Here is a 21,498-nt window from a genome sequence, read left to right on the forward strand (position 1 = left end):
GCACGCCACCCCATCGCGACGTAGGGAGACGCCCCGACCATGCCCGGCACCAGCGGCAACGGCGCCGTGACCCGCAGCACCCTGCGGCAGCAGATCGCCGAAGCGCTTCGCGACGAGGTGCTGGCGGGACGGCTGCAGCCGGGTCAGGAGTTCACGGTGAAGGAGATCGCCGAGCAGTACGGCGTCTCCGCCACCCCCGTACGCGAGGCACTGGTCGATCTCTCCGCGCAGGGCCTCCTCGACGCCGACCAGCACCGCGGCTTCCACGTCCACGAGTACTCCGTAGCGGACTACCGCCGCATCCTTGAGGCCCGCAGCCTGGTCATCGGTGGCATGTTCCAGGCACTGGACAGCAATCACCGGGGCTACCAGAACCCCGCGGACGCCCGTTTCGCCGCCGGCCTCGCCGGAGTGCGCCGACGCGGCGAGGAGGCACAGCGCGCGGCAGCCGCGGGCGACCTCACGGTCCTGATCGGCTACGACCTGCGCTTCTGGAAGGAACTCGGCAACCTCTTCGGCAACCCCTACCTCGCCGACTTCCTGCACCGGCTGCGCGTCCAGTCCTGGGTCTGCGCGGTCCAGCACCTGCGCCGGGTGACCGACCTGCGCGGCCACCTCTGGTCCTGCCACACTGAGCTGGTCGACGCACTGGCCCGACGCGACACGACGGAGGCACGCGCGATCGTCGCCTCGTACAACACGGACTCCCTAGCACTCATCGAACGACTGGCCGCCGGATGAAGGGCCCTGAGACGGCCGTGGACCTCTCCGTGGTCATCCCCGCCTACAACGAAGAACGACGTCTCGGCCCCACCCTCGACGCCATCGCCGACTATCTCGGCGAGGACGAGGGCCGCTGGGGCGACTGGGAGATAGTCGTCGCCGACGACGGCTCCACAGACGGCACCCGGGACCTCGTCACCGAGCGAACCGAGCGCGCCGCCCAGGGGACCGACGGGGACGACGCCCGCATCCGCCTCGTCACCGGCGACCGCAACCGCGGCAAGGGCGCCGCCCTCCGCCTCGGCGTCGCCGCCACCCGTGGCCGCCGGGTGCTGGTCACCGACGCCGATCTGGCAGCGCCCATCGAGGAGTTGGAGCGGCTCGACAAGGCGCTCAGCGAGGGCTACGCCGCCGCGATCGGCTCCCGCTCCGTCCCCGGCGCGACGATCGGCGACCGCCAGCACCCGGTGCGCGAACTGCTCGGCCGCGCGGGCAACGTACTCATACGCAGGACCGCCGTCCCCGGCATCCGTGACACCCAGTGCGGCTTCAAGCTCTTCGACGGCGACCGCGCCCGCGAGGCCTTCGCCGACTCCCGCCTCGACGGCTGGGGCATCGACGTCGAGGTCCTCCAGCACTTCCGCCGCGCCGACTGGCCGCTCGCCGAGGTGCCGGTCCGCTGGTCGCACCAGAGCGGCTCGAAGGTCGGCCCCCTCGACTACGGCCGCGTCCTCGCCGAACTCGCCCGACTCAAGGCCCGCGCGCTCCGCCCGGCCGACCTCCTCGCCGTCGCCCTCTTCCTCCTCATGTCAGTGGCCCTCTACTCGGGCCGGCTGATCGACCCGAGCGGCCGCTATCTGCCGGACTCCCTGCGGGACCAGAACCAGTGGGAGTGGTTCTTCGCGGTGACGGCCGACAACGTCGCCCACCTCCGCAACCCCCTCTTCACCGACCTCCAGGGCTTCCCCGACGGCGTGAACCTCATGGCCAACACGGTCATGCTCGGCCTGTCCGTCCCCTTCGCACCGCTGACCCTGCTCGCGGGCCCGGCGATCTCCCTGAGCGTCGTGATGACGCTGGGCCTCGCGGCCACCGCCGCCGCCTGGTACTGGCTGATCGTGAAACGGGTCGTACGGCAGCGCGCCGCGGCCTTCGTCGGGGCGTCCCTGGCGGCCTTCGCCCCGCCGATGGTCAGCCACGCCAACGCGCACCCGAACTTCATCATCCTGTTCATGATCCCGCTGATCATCGACCGCGCGCTGAGGCTCTGCTCCGGCACCCGGGTCGCACGGGACGGGATCGTGCTGGGCCTGATGGCGGCGTACCAGATCTACCTCGGTGAGGAGCCCCTCCTCCTGGCGGCGATGGGGATGCTGCTGTTCGCCGCCGCGTACGGAGTCGTACGACGGGATGTGGCGAAGGCGTCCTGGCGCCCGCTCGGCAAGGGCCTGCTGATCGGCGCCGCGACCTGTCTCCCCCTGGTCATCTACGCCCTGGCCTGGCAGTTCTTCGGCCCGCAGAGCTACCACAGCGTCCTGCACGGCGACAACGCGGGCAACAGCCCGCTGGCCCTGCTCTCCTTCGCGGAACGCTCGCTCATCGCGGGCGACGCGGACACGGCGAACGCCCTCTCCCTCAACCCGACCGAGCAGAACGCCTTCTACGGCTGGCCGCTCGTCGCCCTCGCCTTCGCGATCGTCGTACGACTGTGGGAACACGCCCTGGTCAAGGCGCTGGCGTTCACGGCGGTCGCGGCGGCCTTCCTCTCGCTGGGCCCGGAGTTCCGTATCCCGCTGACGGACGTGGTTTTGCCCGGCCCCTGGGCGCTGCTCGCCGAGAAGCCGCTGTTCGAGTCGGTCATCGAGAGCCGCGTGGCGATGGTGTGCGCGCCGGCGCTGGGCATGCTGGTGGCGCTGGCGGTGGACAGGCTGGCCGCCGCCCGCGCCGTGAGCGCGCAGTTCGCCGGCTTCCTCGGCGTCTGCCTCGCCCTGCTCCCCCTCGTCCCCGCCCCGCTGAAGGCGGTGGACCGCGCGGAGGTGCCCGCGTTCATCGCGGACGGAAGCTGGAAGTCGTACCTCGGAAAGGGCGAGTCGCTCGTCCCGGTCCCACTGCCCGATCCCGGCAACGCGGAGGCCCTGCACTGGCAGACGGAGGCCGACATGGGCTTCAAGCTCCCCGGCGGCTACTTCAACGGCCCCTACGGCGAGGAGCGCATCGGCATCTACGGCGCCTCCCCCCGCGACACCTCCAACCTCCTGCGGGACGTGCGCTACTCGGGCAAGATCCCGGAGATCGGTGCGAACTGGCGGACGCTGGCCCGGCACGACTTCGCCTTCTGGAAGGCGGGCGTGCTGGTGCTGGCGCCGCAGCAGAACGACGACAAGCTGCGCGAGACGGTGGAGAAGCTGGTGGGCAGCCCTGGTAAATGGACCGGCGGGGTGTGGGTATGGGATCTGCACGCGGGGAGCTGATGGGCACGACACCCACTACTGTCCTAGTCGTTTCAGAACTCGCCAGTCGCTCAGTTTCTAGTCGCTTCTAGCCGTTTCTAGTCGTTACGAGTCGTTACGAGGAGACCTCTTTTGGCCTGTGACCTGTGGCTGGTACCGCTCGTCGACGTGTTGTGCCACACGCCCGACAACCCGTTCGCCGAGGAACTCGCGCAATACAACAAGGTGCTGGCCGAGGCCGGGCTGCCACCGGTGCCGGTGTACCAGTACATGCCGGGCCTGTCCGGCGAGGTCGCCCCGGTGGCCGGCTTCGACTACGACGCGCTGCACTTCCTGCGCCGCGCGTACCTGCTCCAGGTCTGCGGCCTGCCGGTGACGCCGGTCGACGCACTCGGCGGCGACTACGAACAGCTCCTGGAGATGTTCGAGACGACGGCCCAGCAGTCCCACCTGGTCTGGCACTACGACCATGCGGGCGCATACGTCCCCGTGGACTTCCCGCACCCTCTGGCGAACGACGAACTCCTCGCGGGAGGGGGCCCGTTGGGCTCCTCGCAGACCCTTCTCCGCGAGCTGGAATTCGTAGCGCCGGTGATCGGCATCGACCCGGCCAACCCGCCGGCACCGCCTCAGCCCCCACTGGCCCCCACCGAGCTGGAGGAACCCGCGGTCCCCGCCCCCTACGACCCCAGCCCCTTCGCCCGCGAGCGCCATGTCTGGCTCGGCCTGCACGCGGCGGCGACGCGGAGTCTGGCGCAGGGCTCGATGATCATCTTCAGCTGAGGCCGGCGTCAGCGCCCCAGCGCGGAAAGCCCCTTCTGCAGATCCTCGGGGTTCATGACCGGCGTGTACGAGACGTCGGCACCGAGCTCCAGGAAGAACGGCTCGGCGATCGACGGCATCTGCGAGCTGTCCTGCATGTCGAAGACGAGGAAGCAGGTGCGGTGACCGTGGTCAGCGGTGAAATAGGCCGCCTCCGGCTTGACCTGCTCCATGGAGGACTGGATCAGCTTCGCCAAGGTGCCGTTCCGGATGGCCTCGTTCGACCTCTCCGTGTCGAGTTGTGCCCTGAACAGAACGCGCATCGCACTCACCTTCTTCTGATGGGCCCCAGCCTCAGAATATGCCCATATGGAGTATTCCGGATGACTGGGGCGAATCGGCCGGGGCGGCAGTTGTTCGTACCGACCCCGGCCGGTGGACATCAGCGCTGACGCGGCAACCTGATCGTGCGGACGAGAGGCATGTCCGCGTACAGGTCCGGGTCGACGGTCACCACGTGGCGGCCGTCCGGCCAGTCGGGCGTCGGCCTGGACAGATGAACGGCCTGACCGAGGCGCCATTCCACCCCGTCACGCAGCAGCGAACCCACACTGCACGCACCCGGGAAGTCCAACTCGACGATCTCGACGGCGGGCAGGGCGCCGACGTGCTCGGCGAGCCCCTTGCGCATACCGTCGGCGGCGGCCAGGCAGAGCGCGGGAACGTAGACGTGACGCGTGGGCCCGTGCTCGGTGTTCGCCACGAAGTGCGAGGCGAGCGAGTTCCCCGAACCCAGCGCCAGCAGGGCCGACTCGTCGAAGACGACGCCCGTCGAACCCGCCGCCATCGCGCTCACAGGCTCTCCACCGGTCGGCCGGCCTCAAGGTCCTGCCAGACCTTCTCGACCCGGTCGTGATCCTCGTCAGTGAACGTCACGCCGAAATGCGTCTCGCAGTACGCCTTCGTCTCCTCGTACCGCTTGCGCAGCTCCTCCTTGGTGGGGGTGGCCCCCGCCAGCTCGGCGATCAGATCGCGCATGGTCATCCCGCGCTCGCGAGCGAGCACCATGAGGCGGTCACGGACAGCGGGGTCGACCTTGACGGTGGTGTCAGCCATGACGGCAGTATACCTGCGGTATACCGTATCGGCCCGCTCAAGTAGTGCGGTCATTTCGTTCCTTTCGGTTGGATCGCCCGGCTCTACGAATGCACGGCCGGGAGTCTGTATGTGCCTACGCCGGCACCGGACGCCCACGCCGCAAACGTCTCTCCACAAGCGCACCCGCCGAGCGCACCGGCTGCGGCGGCCAGCCGTACACGAGCGCCGCCCGCACTTGAGCACTGCTGACCCCCCGCGCCCACCACGCCTCGACGAGCGGCGCGAGCCGCAGTGCCTCGGTGGCGTCGAGGATGAGCCGGGAATCGATCCGCCCGAGGGAGATGAGCAGTTGCGCGGCGAGCGCGGTCTGCCTGCTCCTCCGCACCTGCTGATCCCGGACTTTTTCGGTTTCACCCGTTGGTGGCCCGACTTCGCACGGGACGTCGAACACCTCGTGAACAACGGGGAGTTGACCCGCGCCCCCGCCCCCGCGCGCCACCCGCCGCGCATCCCGCCGTTCCTCCAGCTCACGAAGGGCGGCGGCCATACGCGCCCGCCTCTCCGGGCACTGCGCGGAGTACGCGCGCAGGGCGACGCGGGCGCCTCCGGGGAGGGCCAATAGGTACGTCAGTACGCTCACCAGGCACCGGGAGATGCGGCGGTCACGGAGAAGGGCGGCCAAGAAGCCTGCAATGACGCGCGCACGCGCCGTACGATGAGAACGCATCGGGTGTCCTTACGCATCGGACCTGGTGCCAAGCCCCCGGGTGTTGGCGCACCGCGGGGGCATTTCGCTGTTGGGCGTGACTCTACGGGTACGCAGAGCGACGAACGCAAGCCGAAACCACCTTTTCCCAGGCGGAAGTTGATGTTCTTCACCCCTCAGAGTGAAGAACGGTGCGCAGCAGGAGCGCGTGTACGAGGTGGTCGGCACCCGTCGGGCGGTATCGCCAATTCAATGGCCAGGTCAGGCCGTTGAGGGCAGGGATCGGGATGTACTGCCGACGGCCACAAGGAACTGGACGCCTGCCCTGCGGAGTTGGACGCCGGTGGCGGGGACCCAGTTAATCCCGGGATTCGAAGGCATCGTCCTTGGGCCGGTCAGGGATGTCCATGACCGGCCCACGAGGAGACCGACGCGCGGCCTACAGGAACGAGTTGATCTCGATCGTCTCGTCGCGGCCCGGGCCCACGCCGATCGCGGAGATCGGGGCGCCGGACATGTCCTCCAGGGCCTTGACGTAGTCCTGCGCGTTCTTCGGGAGGTCGGCGAAGGTCTTGGCCTTCGAGATGTCCTCCGACCAGCCGGGCAGCATTTCGTAGACGGGCTTCGCGTGGTGGAAGTCGGACTGGGAGTACGGGAGTTCCTCGACGCGCCGGCCGTCGATCTCGTACGCGACGCAGACCGGGATCTGCTCCCAGCCGGTAAGGACGTCCAGCTTGGTGAGGAAGAAGTCCGTCAGGCCGTTGACGCGGGTGGCGTACCGGGCGATCACCGCGTCGAACCAGCCGCAGCGGCGGTCACGGCCGGTGGTGACGCCCCGCTCGCCGCCGATGCGGCGCAGCGCCTCGCCGTCCGCGTCGAAGAGCTCGGTCGGGAACGGGCCCGCGCCGACGCGGGTCGTGTACGCCTTGAGGATGCCGATGACGCGGCTGATCTTCGTCGGGCCGACGCCGGCGCCCGTGCAGGCGCCGCCCGCGGTCGGGTTCGACGAGGTCACGAAGGGGTACGTGCCGTGGTCGATGTCCAGCAGCGTGCCCTGGCCGCCCTCGAAGAGGACGACCTTGTCGTCCTCCAGGGCCTGGTTGAGGACCAGGACCGTGTCGGTGACGTAGGGCGCGAGCTTGTCGGCGTAGGTCAGCAGCTCCTCGACCACCTGGTCGACGGCGATCGCGCGCCGGTTGTACAGCTTGGTGAGGATCTGGTTCTTGACGTCGAGGGCCGCTTCGACCTTCTGGGTGAGGATCGACTCGTCGTAGAGGTCCTGGACGCGGATGCCGACGCGGTTGATCTTGTCGGCGTAGGTGGGGCCGATGCCGCGGCCGGTGGTGCCGATCTTCCGCTTACCGAGGAAGCGTTCCGTCACCTTGTCGACGGTGACGTTGTACGGCGTGATGATGTGAGCGTTTCCGCTGAGCAGGAGCTTGGACGTGTCGACGCCTCGCTCGTTCAGCCCGCTCAGCTCGGAGAGCAGGACCGACGGGTCGACGACGACGCCGTTTCCGATGACCGGGGTGCACCCCGGGGACAGGATTCCGGAAGGAAGGAGGTGGAGGGCGTACTTCTGGTCGCCCACGACTACCGTGTGGCCGGCGTTGTTGCCGCCCTGGTAGCGCACTACGTAGTCGACCGACCCACCTAGCAGGTCCGTCGCCTTTCCCTTGCCTTCGTCACCCCACTGAGCACCGAGCAGCACAAGTGCGGGCACGCGCGTACACCCCTTCCGGGCGGGGCATGTCCAAGGTCAGAGGCGTACGCGACATTGACTGTGCCTCGCACAGCCTGTTTCGTACACCGGCGACCTTCGTTGGCCGCAACCCGTCGGACCGGATGCCCCGGAATAGACGAAGCCCCTGGCGCAATAGCGCAAGGGGCTCTTGCACAAAGATGCTACCCGAGGAAGCGAGGCATGACCGAGGTGGCGACTTCTCCGACGTCCGAACAGCTGCTGGTGGTGGTCGACCCGATCGCCCGTCGGACGGACGGAGAGTCCGTACGGATCGCGAAAGACGTGCTCAGCGCGGGTGCCACGACCAAGGTGTGCCTGCCGGACGGGCCGGAGGAGTTCGCCCGGGCGCTGGCGCGGCGGGGGTCGCGGCGACCCGTGGTCGTCGGGGACGACCGGGCTCTGCTGCGGGCGGTGTCCCTGCTGCACCGGCAGCGGGAGCTGGGCGGATGTGCGCTGTCGGTGGTTCCGGTGGGCGGTGTCCTGTCGCTGGCCCGGTCGCTCGGGCTGCCCACGGGAGCGGTGGCGGCGGCGCGGGCCGTACTGGACGGGGTGGAGCGGCGGCTGGATCTGCTCGTCGACGACAGCGACGGTGTCGTGCTCGGCGCGCTGCGGATTCCGCCGCTCGCCCTGCGGGAGCCCCGGGAACATCCGGCGGGGGCGTCGGCCGTATCCTCCGCGCATCCCTGGCTGCGGACCTGCCAGTCCTTCGTACGGACCCTGGCCACCCGCCCGGGCCGGCCGATCCCGTCCGCTCCCACCGCCGGACCCGCGCGGCTGCGCGTGGAGGTCGACGGGGTGACGCTGATCGACCTCGACCAGCCGGTGGAGGCCGTCTCCGTCATCCCGGGCCGCACGGGGGCGGCCGAGGTGGAGGTACGGCCCGCCTCGGTGGGCGCGGAGGCGTCGCCGTTGCGGGCGAGCGGGCGAGCGGTGACGGTGTCCGGGGCGGACTTCCGGTACCGGGCGGACGCGGTGGTGAGCGGCCCGGTGCGGACGCGGACCTGGACGGTGCTGGAGGGCGCATGGGGGCTGACGTTGCCGGTGAGTGGGAGCTGACGCTGCCGGTGACAGGGGCGGGCTGCGGGTAATCCAGGTGCCTGCGCCTCGGAGCCGAGGCTAATCTGCCACCGCCGAGATCCATTCCGGTCGAGATCCACTCGGTCGACAGCCAGGAGGCCTGCCATGAGCCAATGCTTCGACATGGGCGAAGAGACCCTGTGGAACCCGTCGAACGGGGCCGCTCAGGTGTTCGTGCGGCAGGTGAGGCTCTACGAGGACCTGCTGGGGGTCCCGTCGGGGATCGGGCCGGTGGAGCGCGACGAGTACCAGGTCGATCCGGCCGCCTTCGAGACGTTCGTGACCGCCCTGCTGGTGTGGCGCGACCGGACGCAGCACCGCATGATCGACGCTCTCGCCGCCGGTTTCATCGCCACGGTGCTGGCCCTGGCGGACCGAGCCCGCGTCGACGTGCGCTGGCCGGAGCCCCGCGTCGGCCTCGAGGGCCGGACGGACATCCAGATGCGGGCGCCCCCACAGCAGGACTGGGCGGGAGCGGCTCGCGCACGGGCCCGGGAGCTGGACCGAGCCATGTCCCGCTGATCCCTACCTGGGCAACGCGTCCGACTCGTCCTTCAGCCCCACCCCCGTCAGCCCCAGCTCCCGCGCCCTCCCCATCAGCCCCGCCAGCTTCCCCGCCGCCCCCTCGTACGTCAGCCCCAGCGGCGGCCGGATGTTGGACAGGCAGTTGCGGTCGGCGTCCGTCGTGACACCCGGCTTCGGGCGGTACGTCAGGTACGCGCCCAGGGAATCGGCCGCCGACATCCCCGGGCGTTCTCCCACCAGGACGACCACCATCGACGCGCCGATGGCCGCCGCGATGTCGTCGCCCAGGGCGACACGAGCCTGTTCGGCGAGGATGACGGGAGCGATCCGGAAGGTGGGCACACGCACCACGGTCTCCCGCACCACCGCCGCCGCATGCTCGTGCACCGCCCGGCTGGACAGCCCGTCCGCCACGACGAACACCACGTCCCACTCCCCCACCGGAAGGTGCGCCCGGTCCGTCGCGTCCAGCCGTCGCCCCAGGTCCGGTCGCTGGAGGTACGTCAGCCGGTCGGGGGCCGCGCTGCGCACCCGTACCGTCGGCATGCCCAGCAGCTGTGCCGCCACCGCCCCCGGGTCGAACGGCGAGTGCACCGCGTCCCGGGCCGCCGCGTGCGCGGACTGGAGTTCCAGGCGGTGGCGGGTCGGCAGTGCGGAGCCCGACCGGCCGAGGCCGATGCGGGCCTGGGTGTGGCGTCGCAGCGCCGACCACAAGGCCAAGTCGCCTGTCAGCGGCTGTATCTGACTGTCCGTCATGCCGCCAGTTCCCTTCCGATGGCCGTCAGCGGGTGCCCCGTACCGGACACGTCCCGGATCGCGCCGCGTTCGTCCAGCAGACCGATCGATCCGAGCCAGGCCTCGAACTCCGGCGCTGGGCGCAGTCCCAGCACCTCGCGCAGGTACAACGCGTCGTGGTACGAGGCCGATTGGTAGTTGAGCATGATGTCGTCGCCGCCGGGCGTGCAGATCACGAAGGACGCCCCGGCCACGCCCAGCATCGTGAGCATGGTCGCCACATCGTCGTCGTCCGCGTCCGCGTGGTTCGTGTAGCAGATGTCCAGACCCATCGGCAGGCCGAGCAGCTTGCCGCAGAAGTGGTCCTCCAGGGCGGCACGGAGGATCTGCCGGCCGTCGTACAGGTACTCCGGGCCGATGAAGCCGACCACCGTGTTCACCAGGAGCGGGTCGTAGCGGCGGGCCACCGCGTAGGCCCTGGCCTCCACCGTCTGCTGGTCGACACCGTGGTGCGCGTCTGCGGAGAGGGCGCTGCCCTGGCCCGTCTCGAAGTACATGACGTTCCGGCCGACCGTGCCCCGGTCCAGTGCCCGCGCCGCCTCGTGCGCCTCGTCCAGCAGGCCGAGTGTCACGCCGAAGGACGCGTTCGCCGCCTGCGTCCCCGCGATGGACTGGAAGACCAGGTCGACCGGGGCGCCGCGCTCCATCAGGTCGACGCTGGTGGTGACGTGGCAGAGCACGCACGACTGGGTGGGGATGGAGTACCGGCCGATCACTCCGTCGAGCAGCTCCAGGAGGTCCCGTACCGCCTTCAGGCTGTCCGTCGCGGGGTTGATGCCGATCACCGCGTCGCCGGAGCCGAGCAGCAGGCCGTCGAGGAGGGCGGCGGCGACACCGGCCGGATCGTCGGTGGGGTGGTTGGGCTGGAGGCGGGTCGCCAGGCGTCCCGGCAGCCCGATCGTCGACCGGAACGCCGTCACCACCCGCACCTTCCTGGCCACCGCGACCAGGTCGGCGTTCCCCATGAGCTTGGACACGGCCGCGGCCATCTCCGGGGTCAGCCCGGGCGCCAGCGCGGCCAGCGTCCCCGCGTCCGCCGCCTGAGACAGCAGCCACTCCCGGAACTCACCGACCGTCAGGCCGGCCACCGGCGCGAAGGCCACGGAATCATGGCCGTCCATGATCAGCCGGGTGACGTCATCGGTCTCGTACGGAATCACCGGCTCGGCCAAGAACTGCGCAAGCGGCACTTCCGCCAGCGCCCAGCGCGCCGCCACCCGCTCCTGGGCGCTTCGGGCGGCGAGCCCGGCCAGCCGGTCGCCGGAGCGCTCGGGGCTCGCGGCGGCGAGGAGGCGGGCGAGGGAGTCGAAGCGGTAGCGCTCGCCGCTGAGAGTGGAGGTGTAGGCGCTCATGGCGGTTGACCGTACGAGCCACGTGTTGCCGCCAGATTTCTAAAGGTCTGGTTGACAAGCATTTAACATCCCGACATCCTTGCCCGACTCATTCGAGCTGCAGAGTTCCGGTCCAGCACACCAGCCGACCAGCACGAGAGGGGCCAGCCCGATGGCAGTGGACGAGGGAGTCGCCCCAGCGGCGAAGGCAAGCGAAGACGGCACGGTTCACCGGCTGAAGCCCAACGCCATCGGCCTGCTCGGCGTGGTCTTCATGGCCGTCGCGACCGCCGCGCCGATCACCGCGATGACGGGCAACGTGCCCTTCATGGTCTCGTCCGGCAATGGCATCGGCGCCCCGGCGAGCTACCTCGTCGCAATGGTCGTACTGGCAATCTTTTCCGTCGGCTTCACGTCGATGGCGAAGCACATCACGTCCACCGGCGCCTTCTACGGCTTCATCTCGTACGGCCTCGGACGCACGGTCGGCCTCGCCTCCGGGCTCCTCGCCACCTTCGCGTACGTCGTCTTCGAGCCGGCTCTCATCGGCATCTTCTCGGTCTTCGCGACGACAACTCTTGAGGACCAGACGGGACTTCACATCCCGTGGTGGGGCTTCGCGATCCTGATGCTCGCCGTCAACGCGATGGGCACCTGGTTCGGTGTGTCGGTCGCCGAGAAGCTGCTCGTGGTACTCCTGGCCACCGAGGTGACGATCCTCGCCGCGATGGCGATCTCGGTCGCCCTGCACGGCGGCGGCCCCGACGGCTTCACCTTCGGCCCTGTCAACCCGGTCAACGCCTTCCAGGGCACCAGCGCCGGTCTCGGCCTCTTCTTCGCCTTCTGGTCGTGGGTCGGCTTCGAGTCGACCGCGATGTACGGCGAGGAGTCCCGCGACCCGAAGAAGATCATCCCCAAGGCGACGATGATCTCGGTCCTCGGCGTCGGCGTCTTCTACGTCTTCGTCTCCTGGATGGCCATTACGGGCAATGGCGAGAAGGAAGCCGTGGCCGCGGCCTCCTCCGCGAACCCCCTCGCCCTGTTCTTCAACCCCACCGAGCAGTACGTCGGCCACTGGGCGGTCGTCGTCATGCAGTGGCTGATGATCACCGGCTCGCTCGCCTGCGGCATGGCCTTCCACAACTGCGCCGCCCGGTACATGTACGCGCTCGGCCGCGAAGGCGTCCTGCCGTCACTGAAGAACACCATCGGCCGCACCCACGCCCGGCACGGCTCCCCGCACATCGCGGGCCTCGTCCAGACCATCGTCAGCGCCGTGCTGATCGCCGCGTTCTGGATCGCGGGCAAGGACCCGTACGCCGGTCTGTACGTCCTTCTCGCCATCCTCGGCACCATGGCGATCCTCGTCGTCCAGGCCGTCTGCTCCTTCGCGGTGCTGGCCTACTTCCGCACCCACCACCCGGAGAGCCGGCACTGGTTCAAGACCTTCACCGCCCCGCTGGTCGGTGGGTTGGCCATGCTCGCGGTGGTCGTCCTGCTGGTGTCCAACATGGGCGTGGCGGCTGGCACCGAGTCCGGTTCGCTGGTGCTGAAGGCGACCCCGTGGATCGTCGCGCTGATCGCGGCGGCGGGCATCGGGTACGCGCAGTACCTCAAGCGGCGGGATCCCGCACGGTACGCGCTGCTGGGGCGGACGGTGCTGGAGGAGACGAAGGAGCGTTGACTTGCACCTCGGGCTGAAGCCCGAGGATTCTGGCCTTCTCGATCGTTGCTGTGCCGCTACGCGGCACAGGGTTCGGTCGGGAATCCGTGGCTTCCTGTTTCTTCGCGCTGTGCCGGGATTGCTCCTGGTCTTACCGGCGCTCCGCAGGCCGATACCGCCAGTCCGGCGGCCGTCTTCACGTTGATCGCGGCATTGGTGTCCCGGTCGTGGACGGTGCCGCAGGCGGTACAGGTCCATTCCCGGACGTGCAGGGGTTTGGGTCCGTCCTTGACGCCGCAGGTGGAGCAGGTCTGGGAGGTCGGTGTGAACCGGCCGATCTTGACCAGGGTGCGGCCGTACCGTTCCGCCTTGTACTGGAGCATGTTGATGAACGATGACCATCCGGCGTCGTGCACGGACTTGCCCAGCTTCGTACGGGCCAGTCCCGCAACCGACAGGTCCTCCACGGCGATCCCTTGGTTCTCGGAGATCAGCTTCGTGGAGAGCTGGTGGTGGAACTCACGGCGTGCGTCAGCGACTTCGGCGTGGGCGCGGGCAACCTTGAGGCGTGTCTTGGCCCGATTCTTTGATCCCTTCTGCTTGCGGGACAGTTCCTTTTGGGCCTTCTTCAGTTTCTTCTCCGCGCGCCGCAAAAAGCGCGGGGGGTCAATCTTCGTGCCGTCGGAGAGGACCGCGAAGTGGGTGAGGCCGAGATCGATGCCGATGGTGCGGTCGGTCTCCGGCATCCGGGCCGCGTCGGCGGCGGGGTCGGTGTCGAGGACAAAGGAGGCGAAGTACCGACCGGCCGCGTCCTTGACGACGGTGACGGAGGTGGGGGTGGCGGGCAGCGTGCAGGACCATTTCACCTTCACCGCGCCGATGTTCGGCAGGTTCAGACGGCCGCTGTCGGTGATGTTCCAGCGGGCGTTGGCGGTGAACCGGATCGACTGCCGCGTGTCCTTACGGGACTTGAACCGTGGCGCTCCCACCTTCGGTCCCTTGCGCGTGCCTTTGAGGGAGGCGAAGAAGTTGCGGTACGCCTTCTCGGCGTCCCGCAGGGACTGCTGGAGCACCACTGCGGAGACCTCGCTGAGCCAGGACCGCTCGGCTGTCCGCTCGCCTCGGTGATCAGCTTCCGGGACAGCTGACCGGCCGTCGGGAACGGCTGCTCGGCCTCTCGGGCGTCTTCACGAGCGCGGACCGCGTCGTTGAACACGACACGGGCGCACCCGAACGCCTTCGCCAACGCAGTCTGCTGACCGCTGTCCGGGTACAGGCGGAAGCTGTACCTGAGCTGCATGACCGTCACCCTACATACTTGGTTTTGGGTGAGATGCAGGAGATCAGAACTGGTCGTCACAGTGCTTTCGTGATGCATGTGCACTTGGTCTTCGTGACCAAGTTCCGGCACAAGGTGTTCACCGATGCCCACTTGAGGCGGATGGAGGAGATCATGCGATCCGTGTGTACGGACTTCGAGTGCGACCTGGTGGAATTCAACGGCGAGGACAACCACGTCCACCTGCTGGTGAACTTCCCGCCCAAGGTCGCCGTGACCAAGCTGGTCAACTCCCTCAAGGGCGTCTCCTCCCGCCGCCTCCGTCAGGAGTTCCCCGACCTGGTGCGCCACTACTGGCGGGCCAACAAGCTCTGGTCCGGGTCTTACTTCGCCGGAACCGTCGGCGGCGCCCCGCTCTCTGTGGTCAGGCAGTACATCGAACAGCAGAACCGGCCGGCGTGAGCACCGCCCGGCTCCGCCGGGAGAAGCCCTCGCGACGCTCCGCGTCGCCCCTGTCAGATTCGCTTCACCACCGGCCTGAAGGCCAATGCACTGTGAATGAATTGCAGTATCGGTCCGCTGGAAACGCGGTGATGCCGCCCTTCCCGGCGCTTCGGATCAGGCGCCGGGATCGGCGGGAGCCGGTGCCGGCTGGATCACCGTTGGCTGGCCCACCGGAGGGAGCGGCGGCTGGAAAGCGGGCGACGGCTGCGCCTCCACCAGGACCAGCGCGCTGGAGGGAACGGTCGCCCGGAGTTCGTAGAGCTCCAGGAGCGCGGCATACAGGCGCTCCGCGCTCTCGTGCGCGTCGTACGCCTTGACCAGCCGCGCTCGCCACTCGAGGTTCTGCCAGGCGTAGCGCCTGCGCAGGTTCGTCGAGTGCCGCGCGTCGGCGCGCAGGAATGTCGAACCCGCCGAGAACCCGGCCGCCAGCAGGGCGAGGACGGCCGCCGGCACGCGCGCGCCGGCGGAGGCCAGCCCGACCGAGCCCGAGATGCCGGCCAGCACGGCGCCGGGAAAGCCAAGGCCGAGGTATGTCGCATGCCACAGCTTGGCGCGGCGCTGCGCGCGCCGGGCACCGATCTGCGCCTCGTTGATGACCTTGTCGACCTCGCCACGCAGGGCTGCCAGCCGCGCGTCGGCCGGGGTGGTCGGCGCGATGGGCCCGGGGCTGCTGTCCGGCACGAATCCCCCTGTCCCGCAACGGAGTTGAGCACGCAACCCGAGTGTACGAGGCGCCTGCTCGCCGGGAACAGAGGCGAACCGCGCACTCCCCGGAGCTTCGGTCCGCGCGCCGTGCGTCACCCCTGGCCGAACGTCTTCTCGCGGTGCACCCGCCAGCGTTCCATCATGGCCAGGATCTCGCCCTCGATGAACTCGAAGAAAGCGAGCGTCTCGGCCATGCGCCGGCCGGCCGGCGTGTCGACGCCGAGGCTGTTGACGCCTTCGCGCAGGGCAGCTTCCCAGCGCTTGATGATGGCCTCGCGGTTGGTCAGGGCCTCGTACCACTGGTCGCCGTGCACCCGGTAGCGCTCCCGGCGTGAACCGGGCTCCCGCTCGCGCGACACCATGTGTGTCTGGGCCAGGTAGCGCACCGCGCCGGAGACCGCGGCGGGGCTGATCTGCAGCTGTTCGCTCAGTTCGGCGGAGGTCATCGCCCCCGAGTCGGAGGAGAGCAGCGCCGCGAAGACCCGGGCGGGCATGCGCTGCATCCCGGCCTCGACGAGCTGGGCCGCGAAGGACTCGACGAACTTCGACACGGCTTCCGCGTCGCGACCACCCTCCACTGATTCCGTCATGGTCAACATCCTATCGGAGGTGGTTTTAACGCTTCCTTAACTTCACAAATTTCTGAAAGAAGCGTACGTTCTGAAGCATGACGAAGGCAATCACCGTCTCCGGACTGCACAAGTCGTTCGGCAAGACGCATGCGCTCGACGGTCTCGACCTGGACGTCGAGACCGGTGAGGTCCACGGCTTCCTCGGCCCCAACGGCGCCGGCAAGTCCACCACCATCCGCGTCCTGCTCGGCCTGCTGCGTGCGAATTCAGGCGCCGCGCAGGTGCTCGGCCGCGATCCTTGGACGGACGCGGTGGAGGTGCACCGCCGGATCGCGTATGTGCCGGGTGATGTGACGCTGTGGCGCAACCTCTCCGGCGGCGAGGTCATCGACCTCTACGGCCGTCTGCGCGGCGGCCTCGACAAACAGCGCCGCGCCGACCTGATCGAGCGGTTCGAGCTGGACCCGACGAAGAAGGGACGGACGTACTCGAAGGGCAACCGGCAGAAGGTCGCCCTGGTCGCCGCGTTCGCCTCGGACGTCGACCTGCTGATCCTGGACGAGCCGACCTCGGGCCTCGACCCGCTGATGGAAGAGGTCTTCCAGCGGTGTGTGGAGGAGGAGCGGGAGCGCGGCCGGACCGTCCTGCTGTCCTCGCACATCCTGAGCGAGGTCGAGGAGTTGTGCGACCGGGTGAGCATCATCCGCAAGGGACAGACCGTGGAGAGCGGCTCGCTCGCCGATCTGCGGCATCTGACGCGGACAAGCGTGACGGCCGAACTCGCGGGCGCCCCCAACGGGTTGTCCCACCTCCCGGGCGTCCACGACCTCGACGTACAGGGACGGCGGGTCAGGCTCCAGGTCGACACCGACAAGCTGGACGCCGTACTGCGCTCGCTGAGCGAGTCCGGCGTGCGGTCCCTGACCTCGACGCCGCCCACGCTGGAGGAGCTGTTCCTCCGCCACTACCAGGACGACGTCACGAGTGAAGAGGCGGTCGCCCGATGACCACACTCGTTGCCGACCGCCGCTTCGCGCCGAGGGTCGGCGGAAAGCGCCAACTGGCAGGCACCGGCGCCCTGTTGAGGTTCAACCTGCGGCGCGACCGTGTCACCGTCCCGGTCTGGGTGGCCGTGACGGCGTTGATGGTCGTCTCCATGCCGAACTCGCTCAAGACCGTCTACTCCACGCCCGCCGAACGCGCCGACATCGCCCAGCAGATGCTGACGAACAACTCACTGCGCGCGATGTACGGCCCGCTCTTCGACGACTCCCTCGGCGGCCTCACCGCCTGGCGCATCGGCGTCTACGCCGCCGTACTCGCCGGAATCATGAGCCTGATCATCGTCGTACGGCACACCCGTGACGAGGAGGAGAGCGGACGCCAGGAACTGGTCTCGTCGGCGATGGTGGGCCGGCGGGCCCCGCTGACGGCGGCCCTGCTGACCGCGCTCGTCGCCAACGGCGTGGTCGCGCTGCTGGTCGCGGGCGGCCTCGCCGGACAGGGCGGGTCCGGGGCGCTGGCGTTCGGGCTCGGTATCGCGGGCGTCGGGATGGTGTTCGCCACGATGGCCGCCATCGTCGCGCAGCTCACCGAGAGCGGGCGGCTCGCGAAGGGGCTGACCGGCGGGCTGATCGGGGCGGCGTTCGTGCTGCGGGCGGCGGGCGACTCGGCCACGACGGACGGCTCCTCGGCGCTCACCTGGATCTCCCCGATCGGCTGGCTGGAGAACCTGCGGGCCTTCGCCGACGAACGGTGGTGGGTGCTGCTGCTGTTCGCCGCCGCGACGGCGGTCCAGGGGGCCGTGGCCTACGAACTCGCCGGGCGGCGTGACGTCGGCAGCGGCTTCGTACCGACCCGGCCCGGGCCGGCCGAGGGGCGGCTGGGCACGGCGGGCGCGCTGGCCTGGCGGCTGCAGCGGGGCAGCGTGCTCGGCTGGGGGCTCGGGTTCCTCGCGGGCGGGGCCGCGTTCGGCGGGGTCACCAAGGGGGCGGCGGACCTGGTCGGCGACAACGACAACACCCGCGAGATCATCGAGCGGATGGGCGGCCAGTCCGGCATCACGGACGCGTTCCTGGCCACCATGGTCGGCATGTTCGGCCTGGTCGCCGCGCTGTACATCGTCTCCTCCGTGCTACGGCTGCACGGCGAGGAGACCTCCCAGCGGGCCGAACCGGTACTGGCGGGCGCGGTCGGACGGCTGCGGTGGGCCGCCGGGCACCTGGTCATCGCGTTCGGTGGGACAGTGCTCCTGATGCTGCTGGCGGGAGTGGGCCTGAGCCTCGGCTACGGCGCCGAGTTCGGCCCGATCCTCGGGGCCTGCCTGGTCCAGGTACCGGCCGTCTGGGCGCTGGGCGGACTGGCGGTCCTGCTGTACGGGGTGTCCCCGCAGGTGGCTCCGGCCGCCTGGGGTGCGGCGGGGGTCGTGCTCTTCCTGGGGTGGATCGGGCCCGCACTGGATCTGCCGCAGACGGTGCTGGACATCTCGCCGTTCGGTCATCTGCCGAAGTTGCCGGGTGGGGAGATGGCGTGGGGGCCGGTGGGGGTCCTTGCGGGGATCGCGGGGGTGCTGGTGGCTGGGGGGCTGGTGGGGTTGCGGAGGCGGGACATGAGTACGTGACGGTGAGAGTCAGTCGACGTACTGCTTGAGCTTCTCGGTGTCGAGTTCGATGCCGAGGGGCTCGGGGAGTACAAGCGGATTCCCGAAAGGTACTGTGCGGCAGTTGCCGTACCCGAGCTCAGGCACCGGATCGCTGTAGAGCTTGACAGTGCACGCGTCCCGGTCGATCAACAGGTAGAACGGGATGCCTGCGGCAGCGTAGGCATCCGGCTTCTCCCGGCGGTCGCGCCGGTCGGTGTCGGAGTCGTACGACGTGACCTCGACAACTAGGAGCACACCACTGGAATCGGCCCACTCACCTTGTCCGGCGAAATGCTCCGCAGGCACGAGGATGGCGTCCGGACGTGCACGTCCCTCTCGGTACTTCTCCACCTTCAGCCCTTGCCCCTGATACAGGTCCAGATCGGGCCTCGCCTGCATACACCGCCGCATCAGCCACAGCACGATGGTGTTGTGGTCCCCGTCCGCCACCTTCTTGACCCCGATGCGTCCGTTGATGAACTCCAACCTGACGGCGTCGTCGGTCTCCTTGGCCGCGAACGCGGCGATCCTCTCGAACTCGCCAACCGACATCTGGGGCGACTGCAACGCGCGCTCTGCCATAACCGTCATGGTGCCTCCCTTCGCAGGCAGGCACCAGCGTGACCGGTAGCTCGCCAGCACCAACCGGATTCACCCAGTGATCATCCGAACGGGTGATCATCCCACCTCGACGCTCAGGCCCTCCAACCCCCGGATCACAAAGTTCGGCTTCCTCTCCGGCTCCGCCGCGAGGCGCAACGTCGGCGCCTTCTCCAGCAATGCCGTCATGGATGCGGCCAGTTCGATACGGGCCAGGGGCGCGCCGATGCAGTAGTGGATGCCGGCGCTGAAGGAGATGTGGGGATTGTCCTTGCGGGTGAGGTCGAGGCGGTCGGGGTTTCGGAACACCTCGGGGTCGTGGTTGGCGGAGCCGAAGAGCATGGCGATCTCCGCTCCCCTGGGGATCGTCGTGCCGTCGATCTCGATCTCGTCCAGGACCCAGCGTTCGAAGAGCTGGAGCGGGGTGTCGTAGCGCATCAGTTCTTCGATGGCGGTCGGGACGAGGGAGTGGTCGGCTCTCAGGGCCGCCAGCTGGCCGGGGTTGCGGAACAGGGCCCACCAGCCGTTGACCGTGGCGTTCACCGTCGCCTCGTGGCCGGCGTTCAGGAGGAGGACGGCGGTCGAGATCATCTCCTGTTCGGTGAGGCGGTCGCCCTCGTCGTGGGCCTCGATGAGGCCGGAGATGAGGTCGTCGGCGGGTTCCTTGCGGCGGGCCGCGATCAGTTCGCGCAGGTACTCCGTGAACTCGACCGACGCCCGCACCGCCTTCGCCGCCGTCTCCTGGGACGGGTTCAGCTCGTACATCCCGCAGATGTCCGCCGACCAGGGGCGCAGGGGGGCGCGGTCCGACTCCGGGATGCCCAGCATCTCGGCGATGACAGCGACGGGCAGCGGCTCGGCCACGTCCGCGAGCAGATCACCGCCGCCGCGCTCCACCAGCCCGTCGACCAGCTCCCCGGCGAGGTTGGCCACATACGGCTTGAGCTGCTCGACCGTGCGCGGTGTGAACGCCTTCGACACCAGGCGCCGGATCCGCGTGTGGTCCGGGGGTTCGAGGTCCAGCATCCCGTGGTCGTTCAGCACATGGAACGGCTCGTGCTCCGGCGGCGGCGCTGTCCGGCCGAAGTCCTCGTGCGTGAAGCGGTGCTGGTACGTGCGGCCCAGCCGCCGGTCCCGCAGCAGCGCCGAGACGTCCGCGTGGTGCGGGACCAGCCACTGGTCGGTGGGCTCGTAACGGATCACCCGACCCTGCGCACGCAGCTCGGCGTAGGCGGGGTACGGGTCGGCGAGGAACGCCGGGTCCCATGGGTCGAAGGCGAGGTCGGTAGCAGCTGCCATGAACGGAAGCTAGCCCGGCAGGTCCCCCGCTGACCAGGGGTGTCTCACTGACCGCCGAAATCCGGGAGGGTGACCGAGCCGTCCTCGGCCAGGGGAAACCCGGGGTTGTGGGCGACTTCCCAGGCGTGGCCGTCCGGGTCCACGAAGGCGCCGGAGTAGAAGCCGATGGCGTTCACGGCGGCGGGCTTGGTGACCGTCCCGCCGGACCGCTCCACCACTCCGAGCAGCGCGTCGACCTCCGCATCGGAGCGGACGTTGTGCGCGAGCGCGATCCCGCCGAACCCGGCCTGCGGCCCCGGCTCCAACCCGCAGTCCCGCGCCAGCTCGTCCCGGCCCCACAGGACCAGTCCGAGGCCGCCGGCCTGGAAGAAGACCGTCTCCTCGACCTCCTGCCCCCGCCAGCCCAGCGCCTCGTAGAAGGCCTTGGCCCGAGCGAGATCGGACACACCCAGCGTGATCAACGTGATGCGCTGCTCCATGCCCTCACGGTACGTTCCCCGCTCGCCTCCCGTCCGGCCCGGCTGACGTGATCAGCCGGCCAATGGTGCCCGCAGGCTCTCTCGATGCGCTCGGGCGGTGACGATCAGCCCGTCCAGTGCGTCCCGGGTGCGGATGAGGTCCGCGATGTGCTCGGAGAGCCGGTCGCGCTCCTGCGCCATCCGCTCCAGTGCGGCGTCGGAATTCTCCTCGCTGGGCGCGTAGCGGCACGGCAGCAGTTCCGCGATGGTGCTGCTGGACAGGCCCGCGGCGTACAACCGCTGGATGAACATGACGCGGTCGACGTCATCCTCCGTGTAGTGCCGCTGCCCGCTGGAGCTGCGGGCGCTGGCGAGCAGTCCCTGTTCTTCGTAGTACCGCAGGGACCGGACGCTGACTCCGGCCCGTGACGCGAGCTCCCCGATGCGCATGCCGCCCTCCCGGCTGTGACCTGCGACACAGGCCTTGCCTCTCACATGGATGTGAGGTTTTAGCGTAACTGCCGTGCCCGAGCTACGGGCACTGCAGATCACGATGGAGTCCTGAC

At 69.3% G+C, this 21,498-nt stretch carries 22 protein-coding genes and 1 pseudogene; 9 read left to right on the plus strand and 14 right to left on the minus strand.

Annotated features, from left to right (window positions below; genetic code table 11):
* Positions 1–39: 39 nt before the first annotated feature.
* The 3 genes from ACTWQO_RS37415 (at position 40) to ACTWQO_RS37425 (ending at position 3,956) form a co-directional block, all read left to right on the plus strand.
* A complete protein-coding gene (locus ACTWQO_RS37415) occupies positions 40–741 on the plus strand; it encodes a GntR family transcriptional regulator (RefSeq protein ID WP_443241837.1) in 702 nt (233 codons plus the stop codon).
* Complete coding sequence (locus ACTWQO_RS37420; protein WP_443241838.1) at positions 738–3,194, plus strand: glycosyltransferase; 2,457 nt, start codon at positions 738–740, stop codon at positions 3,192–3,194. The genes ACTWQO_RS37415 and ACTWQO_RS37420 overlap by 4 nt, the downstream gene beginning before the upstream one ends.
* Positions 3,195–3,305: 111 nt before the next feature.
* Positions 3,306–3,956 carry a hypothetical protein gene (locus ACTWQO_RS37425; RefSeq protein WP_443241839.1) on the plus strand — a complete coding sequence of 217 codons (651 nt, stop codon included), beginning with the start codon at positions 3,306–3,308 and terminating at the stop codon, positions 3,954–3,956.
* Between the two features lie 8 nt (positions 3,957–3,964).
* Here the strand turns inward: ACTWQO_RS37425 and ACTWQO_RS37430 are convergent, their stop codons facing one another.
* The 5 genes from ACTWQO_RS37430 to ACTWQO_RS37450 form a co-directional block, all read right to left on the minus strand.
* Positions 3,965–4,258: a DUF3303 family protein gene (locus ACTWQO_RS37430; RefSeq protein WP_443241840.1), complete on the minus strand. Its 294-nt coding sequence runs from the start codon at positions 4,256–4,258 to the stop codon at positions 3,965–3,967.
* A 119-nt stretch (positions 4,259–4,377) separates the two neighbouring features.
* Positions 4,378–4,782, minus strand: a complete 405-nt coding sequence (locus ACTWQO_RS37435) for a hypothetical protein (protein ID WP_443241862.1) — start codon at positions 4,780–4,782, stop codon at positions 4,378–4,380.
* Between the two features lie 5 nt (positions 4,783–4,787).
* Positions 4,788–5,051 carry a hypothetical protein gene (locus ACTWQO_RS37440; protein WP_230396234.1) on the minus strand — a complete coding sequence of 88 codons (264 nt, stop codon included), beginning with the start codon at positions 5,049–5,051 and terminating at the stop codon, positions 4,788–4,790.
* 115 nt (positions 5,052–5,166) lie between these two features.
* Positions 5,167–5,418 carry a hypothetical protein gene (locus ACTWQO_RS37445; protein ID WP_443241841.1) on the minus strand — a complete coding sequence of 84 codons (252 nt, stop codon included), beginning with the start codon at positions 5,416–5,418 and terminating at the stop codon, positions 5,167–5,169.
* Between the two features lie 760 nt (positions 5,419–6,178).
* The gene (locus ACTWQO_RS37450; protein WP_443241842.1) at positions 6,179–7,462 is read right to left on the minus strand and encodes an adenylosuccinate synthase; all 1,284 of its coding nucleotides are present in this window, start codon (positions 7,460–7,462) and stop codon (positions 6,179–6,181) included.
* Between the two features lie 201 nt (positions 7,463–7,663).
* Here ACTWQO_RS37450 and ACTWQO_RS37455 point away from each other — a divergent pair, with 201 nt between their 5' ends.
* Together ACTWQO_RS37455 and ACTWQO_RS37460 are read left to right on the plus strand one after the other, a co-directional pair.
* Positions 7,664–8,539, plus strand: a complete 876-nt coding sequence (locus ACTWQO_RS37455; RefSeq protein ID WP_443241843.1) for a diacylglycerol kinase family protein — start codon at positions 7,664–7,666, stop codon at positions 8,537–8,539.
* Positions 8,540–8,665: 126 nt separating this feature from the next.
* Complete coding sequence (locus ACTWQO_RS37460; protein WP_443241844.1) at positions 8,666–9,082, plus strand: DUF6086 family protein; 417 nt, start codon at positions 8,666–8,668, stop codon at positions 9,080–9,082.
* A gap of 3 nt (positions 9,083–9,085) precedes the next feature.
* Here ACTWQO_RS37460 and eutC read toward each other — a convergent pair whose 3' ends face one another.
* Entirely contained in the window at positions 9,086–9,841 is a 756-nt protein-coding gene (gene eutC / locus ACTWQO_RS37465) for an ethanolamine ammonia-lyase subunit EutC (protein ID WP_443241845.1), read from the minus strand.
* Positions 9,838–11,232: an ethanolamine ammonia-lyase subunit EutB gene (locus ACTWQO_RS37470; RefSeq protein ID WP_443241846.1), complete on the minus strand. Its 1,395-nt coding sequence runs from the start codon at positions 11,230–11,232 to the stop codon at positions 9,838–9,840. The genes eutC and ACTWQO_RS37470 overlap by 4 nt, the downstream gene beginning before the upstream one ends.
* 151 nt (positions 11,233–11,383) lie before the next feature.
* Between ACTWQO_RS37470 and ACTWQO_RS37475 the strand changes: the two genes are divergently transcribed.
* Positions 11,384–12,895 (plus strand): APC family permease, encoded by a 1,512-nt coding sequence (locus ACTWQO_RS37475; protein ID WP_443241847.1) that lies wholly within the window; start codon positions 11,384–11,386, stop codon positions 12,893–12,895.
* Between the two features lie 56 nt (positions 12,896–12,951).
* Here ACTWQO_RS37475 and ACTWQO_RS37480 read toward each other — a convergent pair.
* A pseudogene (locus tag ACTWQO_RS37480) lies at positions 12,952–14,174 on the minus strand (RNA-guided endonuclease InsQ/TnpB family protein).
* A gap of 24 nt (positions 14,175–14,198) precedes the next feature.
* On the opposite strand from ACTWQO_RS37480, the gene tnpA reads away from it, so the two are divergent.
* Positions 14,199–14,615 carry an IS200/IS605 family transposase gene (gene tnpA, locus ACTWQO_RS37485; RefSeq protein WP_443241848.1) on the plus strand — a complete coding sequence of 139 codons (417 nt, stop codon included), beginning with the start codon at positions 14,199–14,201 and terminating at the stop codon, positions 14,613–14,615.
* 156 nt (positions 14,616–14,771) lie between these two features.
* Here tnpA and ACTWQO_RS37490 read toward each other — a convergent pair whose 3' ends face one another.
* Both ACTWQO_RS37490 and ACTWQO_RS37495 read right to left on the minus strand, forming a co-directional pair.
* Positions 14,772–15,338 (minus strand): hypothetical protein, encoded by a 567-nt coding sequence (locus ACTWQO_RS37490; protein ID WP_443241849.1) that lies wholly within the window; start codon positions 15,336–15,338, stop codon positions 14,772–14,774.
* 116 nt (positions 15,339–15,454) lie between these two features.
* The gene (locus ACTWQO_RS37495) at positions 15,455–15,952 is read right to left on the minus strand and encodes a GbsR/MarR family transcriptional regulator (protein ID WP_443241850.1); all 498 of its coding nucleotides are present in this window, start codon (positions 15,950–15,952) and stop codon (positions 15,455–15,457) included.
* Positions 15,953–16,029: 77 nt separating this feature from the next.
* Between ACTWQO_RS37495 and ACTWQO_RS37500 the strand changes: the two genes are divergently transcribed.
* Together ACTWQO_RS37500 and ACTWQO_RS37505 are read left to right on the plus strand one after the other, a co-directional pair.
* On the plus strand, positions 16,030–16,941 hold the full coding sequence (locus ACTWQO_RS37500) for an ABC transporter ATP-binding protein (RefSeq protein WP_443241851.1): 912 nt from the start codon (positions 16,030–16,032) through the stop codon (positions 16,939–16,941).
* Positions 16,938–18,554: an ABC transporter permease gene (locus ACTWQO_RS37505; RefSeq protein ID WP_443241852.1), complete on the plus strand. Its 1,617-nt coding sequence runs from the start codon at positions 16,938–16,940 to the stop codon at positions 18,552–18,554. Before ACTWQO_RS37500 ends, ACTWQO_RS37505 begins: the two co-directional genes overlap by 4 nt.
* Before the next feature lie 9 nt (positions 18,555–18,563).
* Here ACTWQO_RS37505 and ACTWQO_RS37510 read toward each other — a convergent pair whose 3' ends face one another.
* The 4 genes from ACTWQO_RS37510 to ACTWQO_RS37525 all read right to left on the minus strand — a co-directional run bounded on the left by ACTWQO_RS37510 (position 18,564) and on the right by ACTWQO_RS37525 (position 21,382).
* Positions 18,564–19,166, minus strand: a complete 603-nt coding sequence (locus tag ACTWQO_RS37510; protein ID WP_443241853.1) for a Uma2 family endonuclease — start codon at positions 19,164–19,166, stop codon at positions 18,564–18,566.
* Between the two features lie 87 nt (positions 19,167–19,253).
* Complete coding sequence (locus tag ACTWQO_RS37515; protein ID WP_443241854.1) at positions 19,254–20,474, minus strand: cytochrome P450; 1,221 nt, start codon at positions 20,472–20,474, stop codon at positions 19,254–19,256.
* A 44-nt stretch (positions 20,475–20,518) separates the two neighbouring features.
* Entirely contained in the window at positions 20,519–20,953 is a 435-nt protein-coding gene (locus ACTWQO_RS37520; RefSeq protein ID WP_443241855.1) for a VOC family protein, read from the minus strand.
* A gap of 51 nt (positions 20,954–21,004) precedes the next feature.
* On the minus strand, positions 21,005–21,382 hold the full coding sequence (locus ACTWQO_RS37525; RefSeq protein WP_443241856.1) for a MerR family transcriptional regulator: 378 nt from the start codon (positions 21,380–21,382) through the stop codon (positions 21,005–21,007).
* Between the last annotated feature and the right edge of the window lie 116 nt (positions 21,383–21,498).

Origin of the sequence: Streptomyces sp. 4N124 (assembly GCF_052245395.1) — a bacterium.
Classification (GTDB): domain Bacteria; phylum Actinomycetota; class Actinomycetes; order Streptomycetales; family Streptomycetaceae; genus Streptomyces.

Excerpts from the sequence above, each read along its gene's own strand:
- ACTWQO_RS37475 (WP_443241847.1), top strand. The coding sequence starts at position 11,384 with ATGGCAGTGGACGAGGGAGTCGCCCCAGCGGCGAAGGCAAGCGAAGAC.
- ACTWQO_RS37515 (WP_443241854.1), bottom strand. The coding sequence starts at position 20,474 with ATGGCAGCTGCTACCGACCTCGCCTTCGACCCATGGGACCCGGCGTTC.
- ACTWQO_RS37505 (WP_443241852.1), top strand. The coding sequence starts at position 16,938 with ATGACCACACTCGTTGCCGACCGCCGCTTCGCGCCGAGGGTCGGCGGA.
- ACTWQO_RS37510 (WP_443241853.1), bottom strand. The coding sequence starts at position 19,166 with ATGACGGTTATGGCAGAGCGCGCGTTGCAGTCGCCCCAGATGTCGGTT.
- ACTWQO_RS37420 (WP_443241838.1), top strand. The coding sequence starts at position 738 with ATGAAGGGCCCTGAGACGGCCGTGGACCTCTCCGTGGTCATCCCCGCC.
- ACTWQO_RS37430 (WP_443241840.1), bottom strand. The coding sequence starts at position 4,258 with ATGCGCGTTCTGTTCAGGGCACAACTCGACACGGAGAGGTCGAACGAG.
- ACTWQO_RS37435 (WP_443241862.1), bottom strand. The coding sequence starts at position 4,782 with ATGGCGGCGGGTTCGACGGGCGTCGTCTTCGACGAGTCGGCCCTGCTG.
- ACTWQO_RS37495 (WP_443241850.1), bottom strand. The coding sequence starts at position 15,952 with ATGACGGAATCAGTGGAGGGTGGTCGCGACGCGGAAGCCGTGTCGAAG.
- ACTWQO_RS37470 (WP_443241846.1), bottom strand. The coding sequence starts at position 11,232 with ATGAGCGCCTACACCTCCACTCTCAGCGGCGAGCGCTACCGCTTCGAC.
- eutC (WP_443241845.1), bottom strand. The coding sequence starts at position 9,841 with ATGACGGACAGTCAGATACAGCCGCTGACAGGCGACTTGGCCTTGTGG.
- ACTWQO_RS37525 (WP_443241856.1), bottom strand. The coding sequence starts at position 21,382 with ATGCGCATCGGGGAGCTCGCGTCACGGGCCGGAGTCAGCGTCCGGTCC.
- ACTWQO_RS37460 (WP_443241844.1), top strand. The coding sequence starts at position 8,666 with ATGAGCCAATGCTTCGACATGGGCGAAGAGACCCTGTGGAACCCGTCG.
- ACTWQO_RS37415 (WP_443241837.1), top strand. The coding sequence starts at position 40 with ATGCCCGGCACCAGCGGCAACGGCGCCGTGACCCGCAGCACCCTGCGG.
- ACTWQO_RS37440 (WP_230396234.1), bottom strand. The coding sequence starts at position 5,051 with ATGGCTGACACCACCGTCAAGGTCGACCCCGCTGTCCGTGACCGCCTC.
- ACTWQO_RS37455 (WP_443241843.1), top strand. The coding sequence starts at position 7,664 with ATGACCGAGGTGGCGACTTCTCCGACGTCCGAACAGCTGCTGGTGGTG.
- ACTWQO_RS37520 (WP_443241855.1), bottom strand. The coding sequence starts at position 20,953 with ATGGAGCAGCGCATCACGTTGATCACGCTGGGTGTGTCCGATCTCGCT.
- ACTWQO_RS37500 (WP_443241851.1), top strand. The coding sequence starts at position 16,030 with ATGACGAAGGCAATCACCGTCTCCGGACTGCACAAGTCGTTCGGCAAG.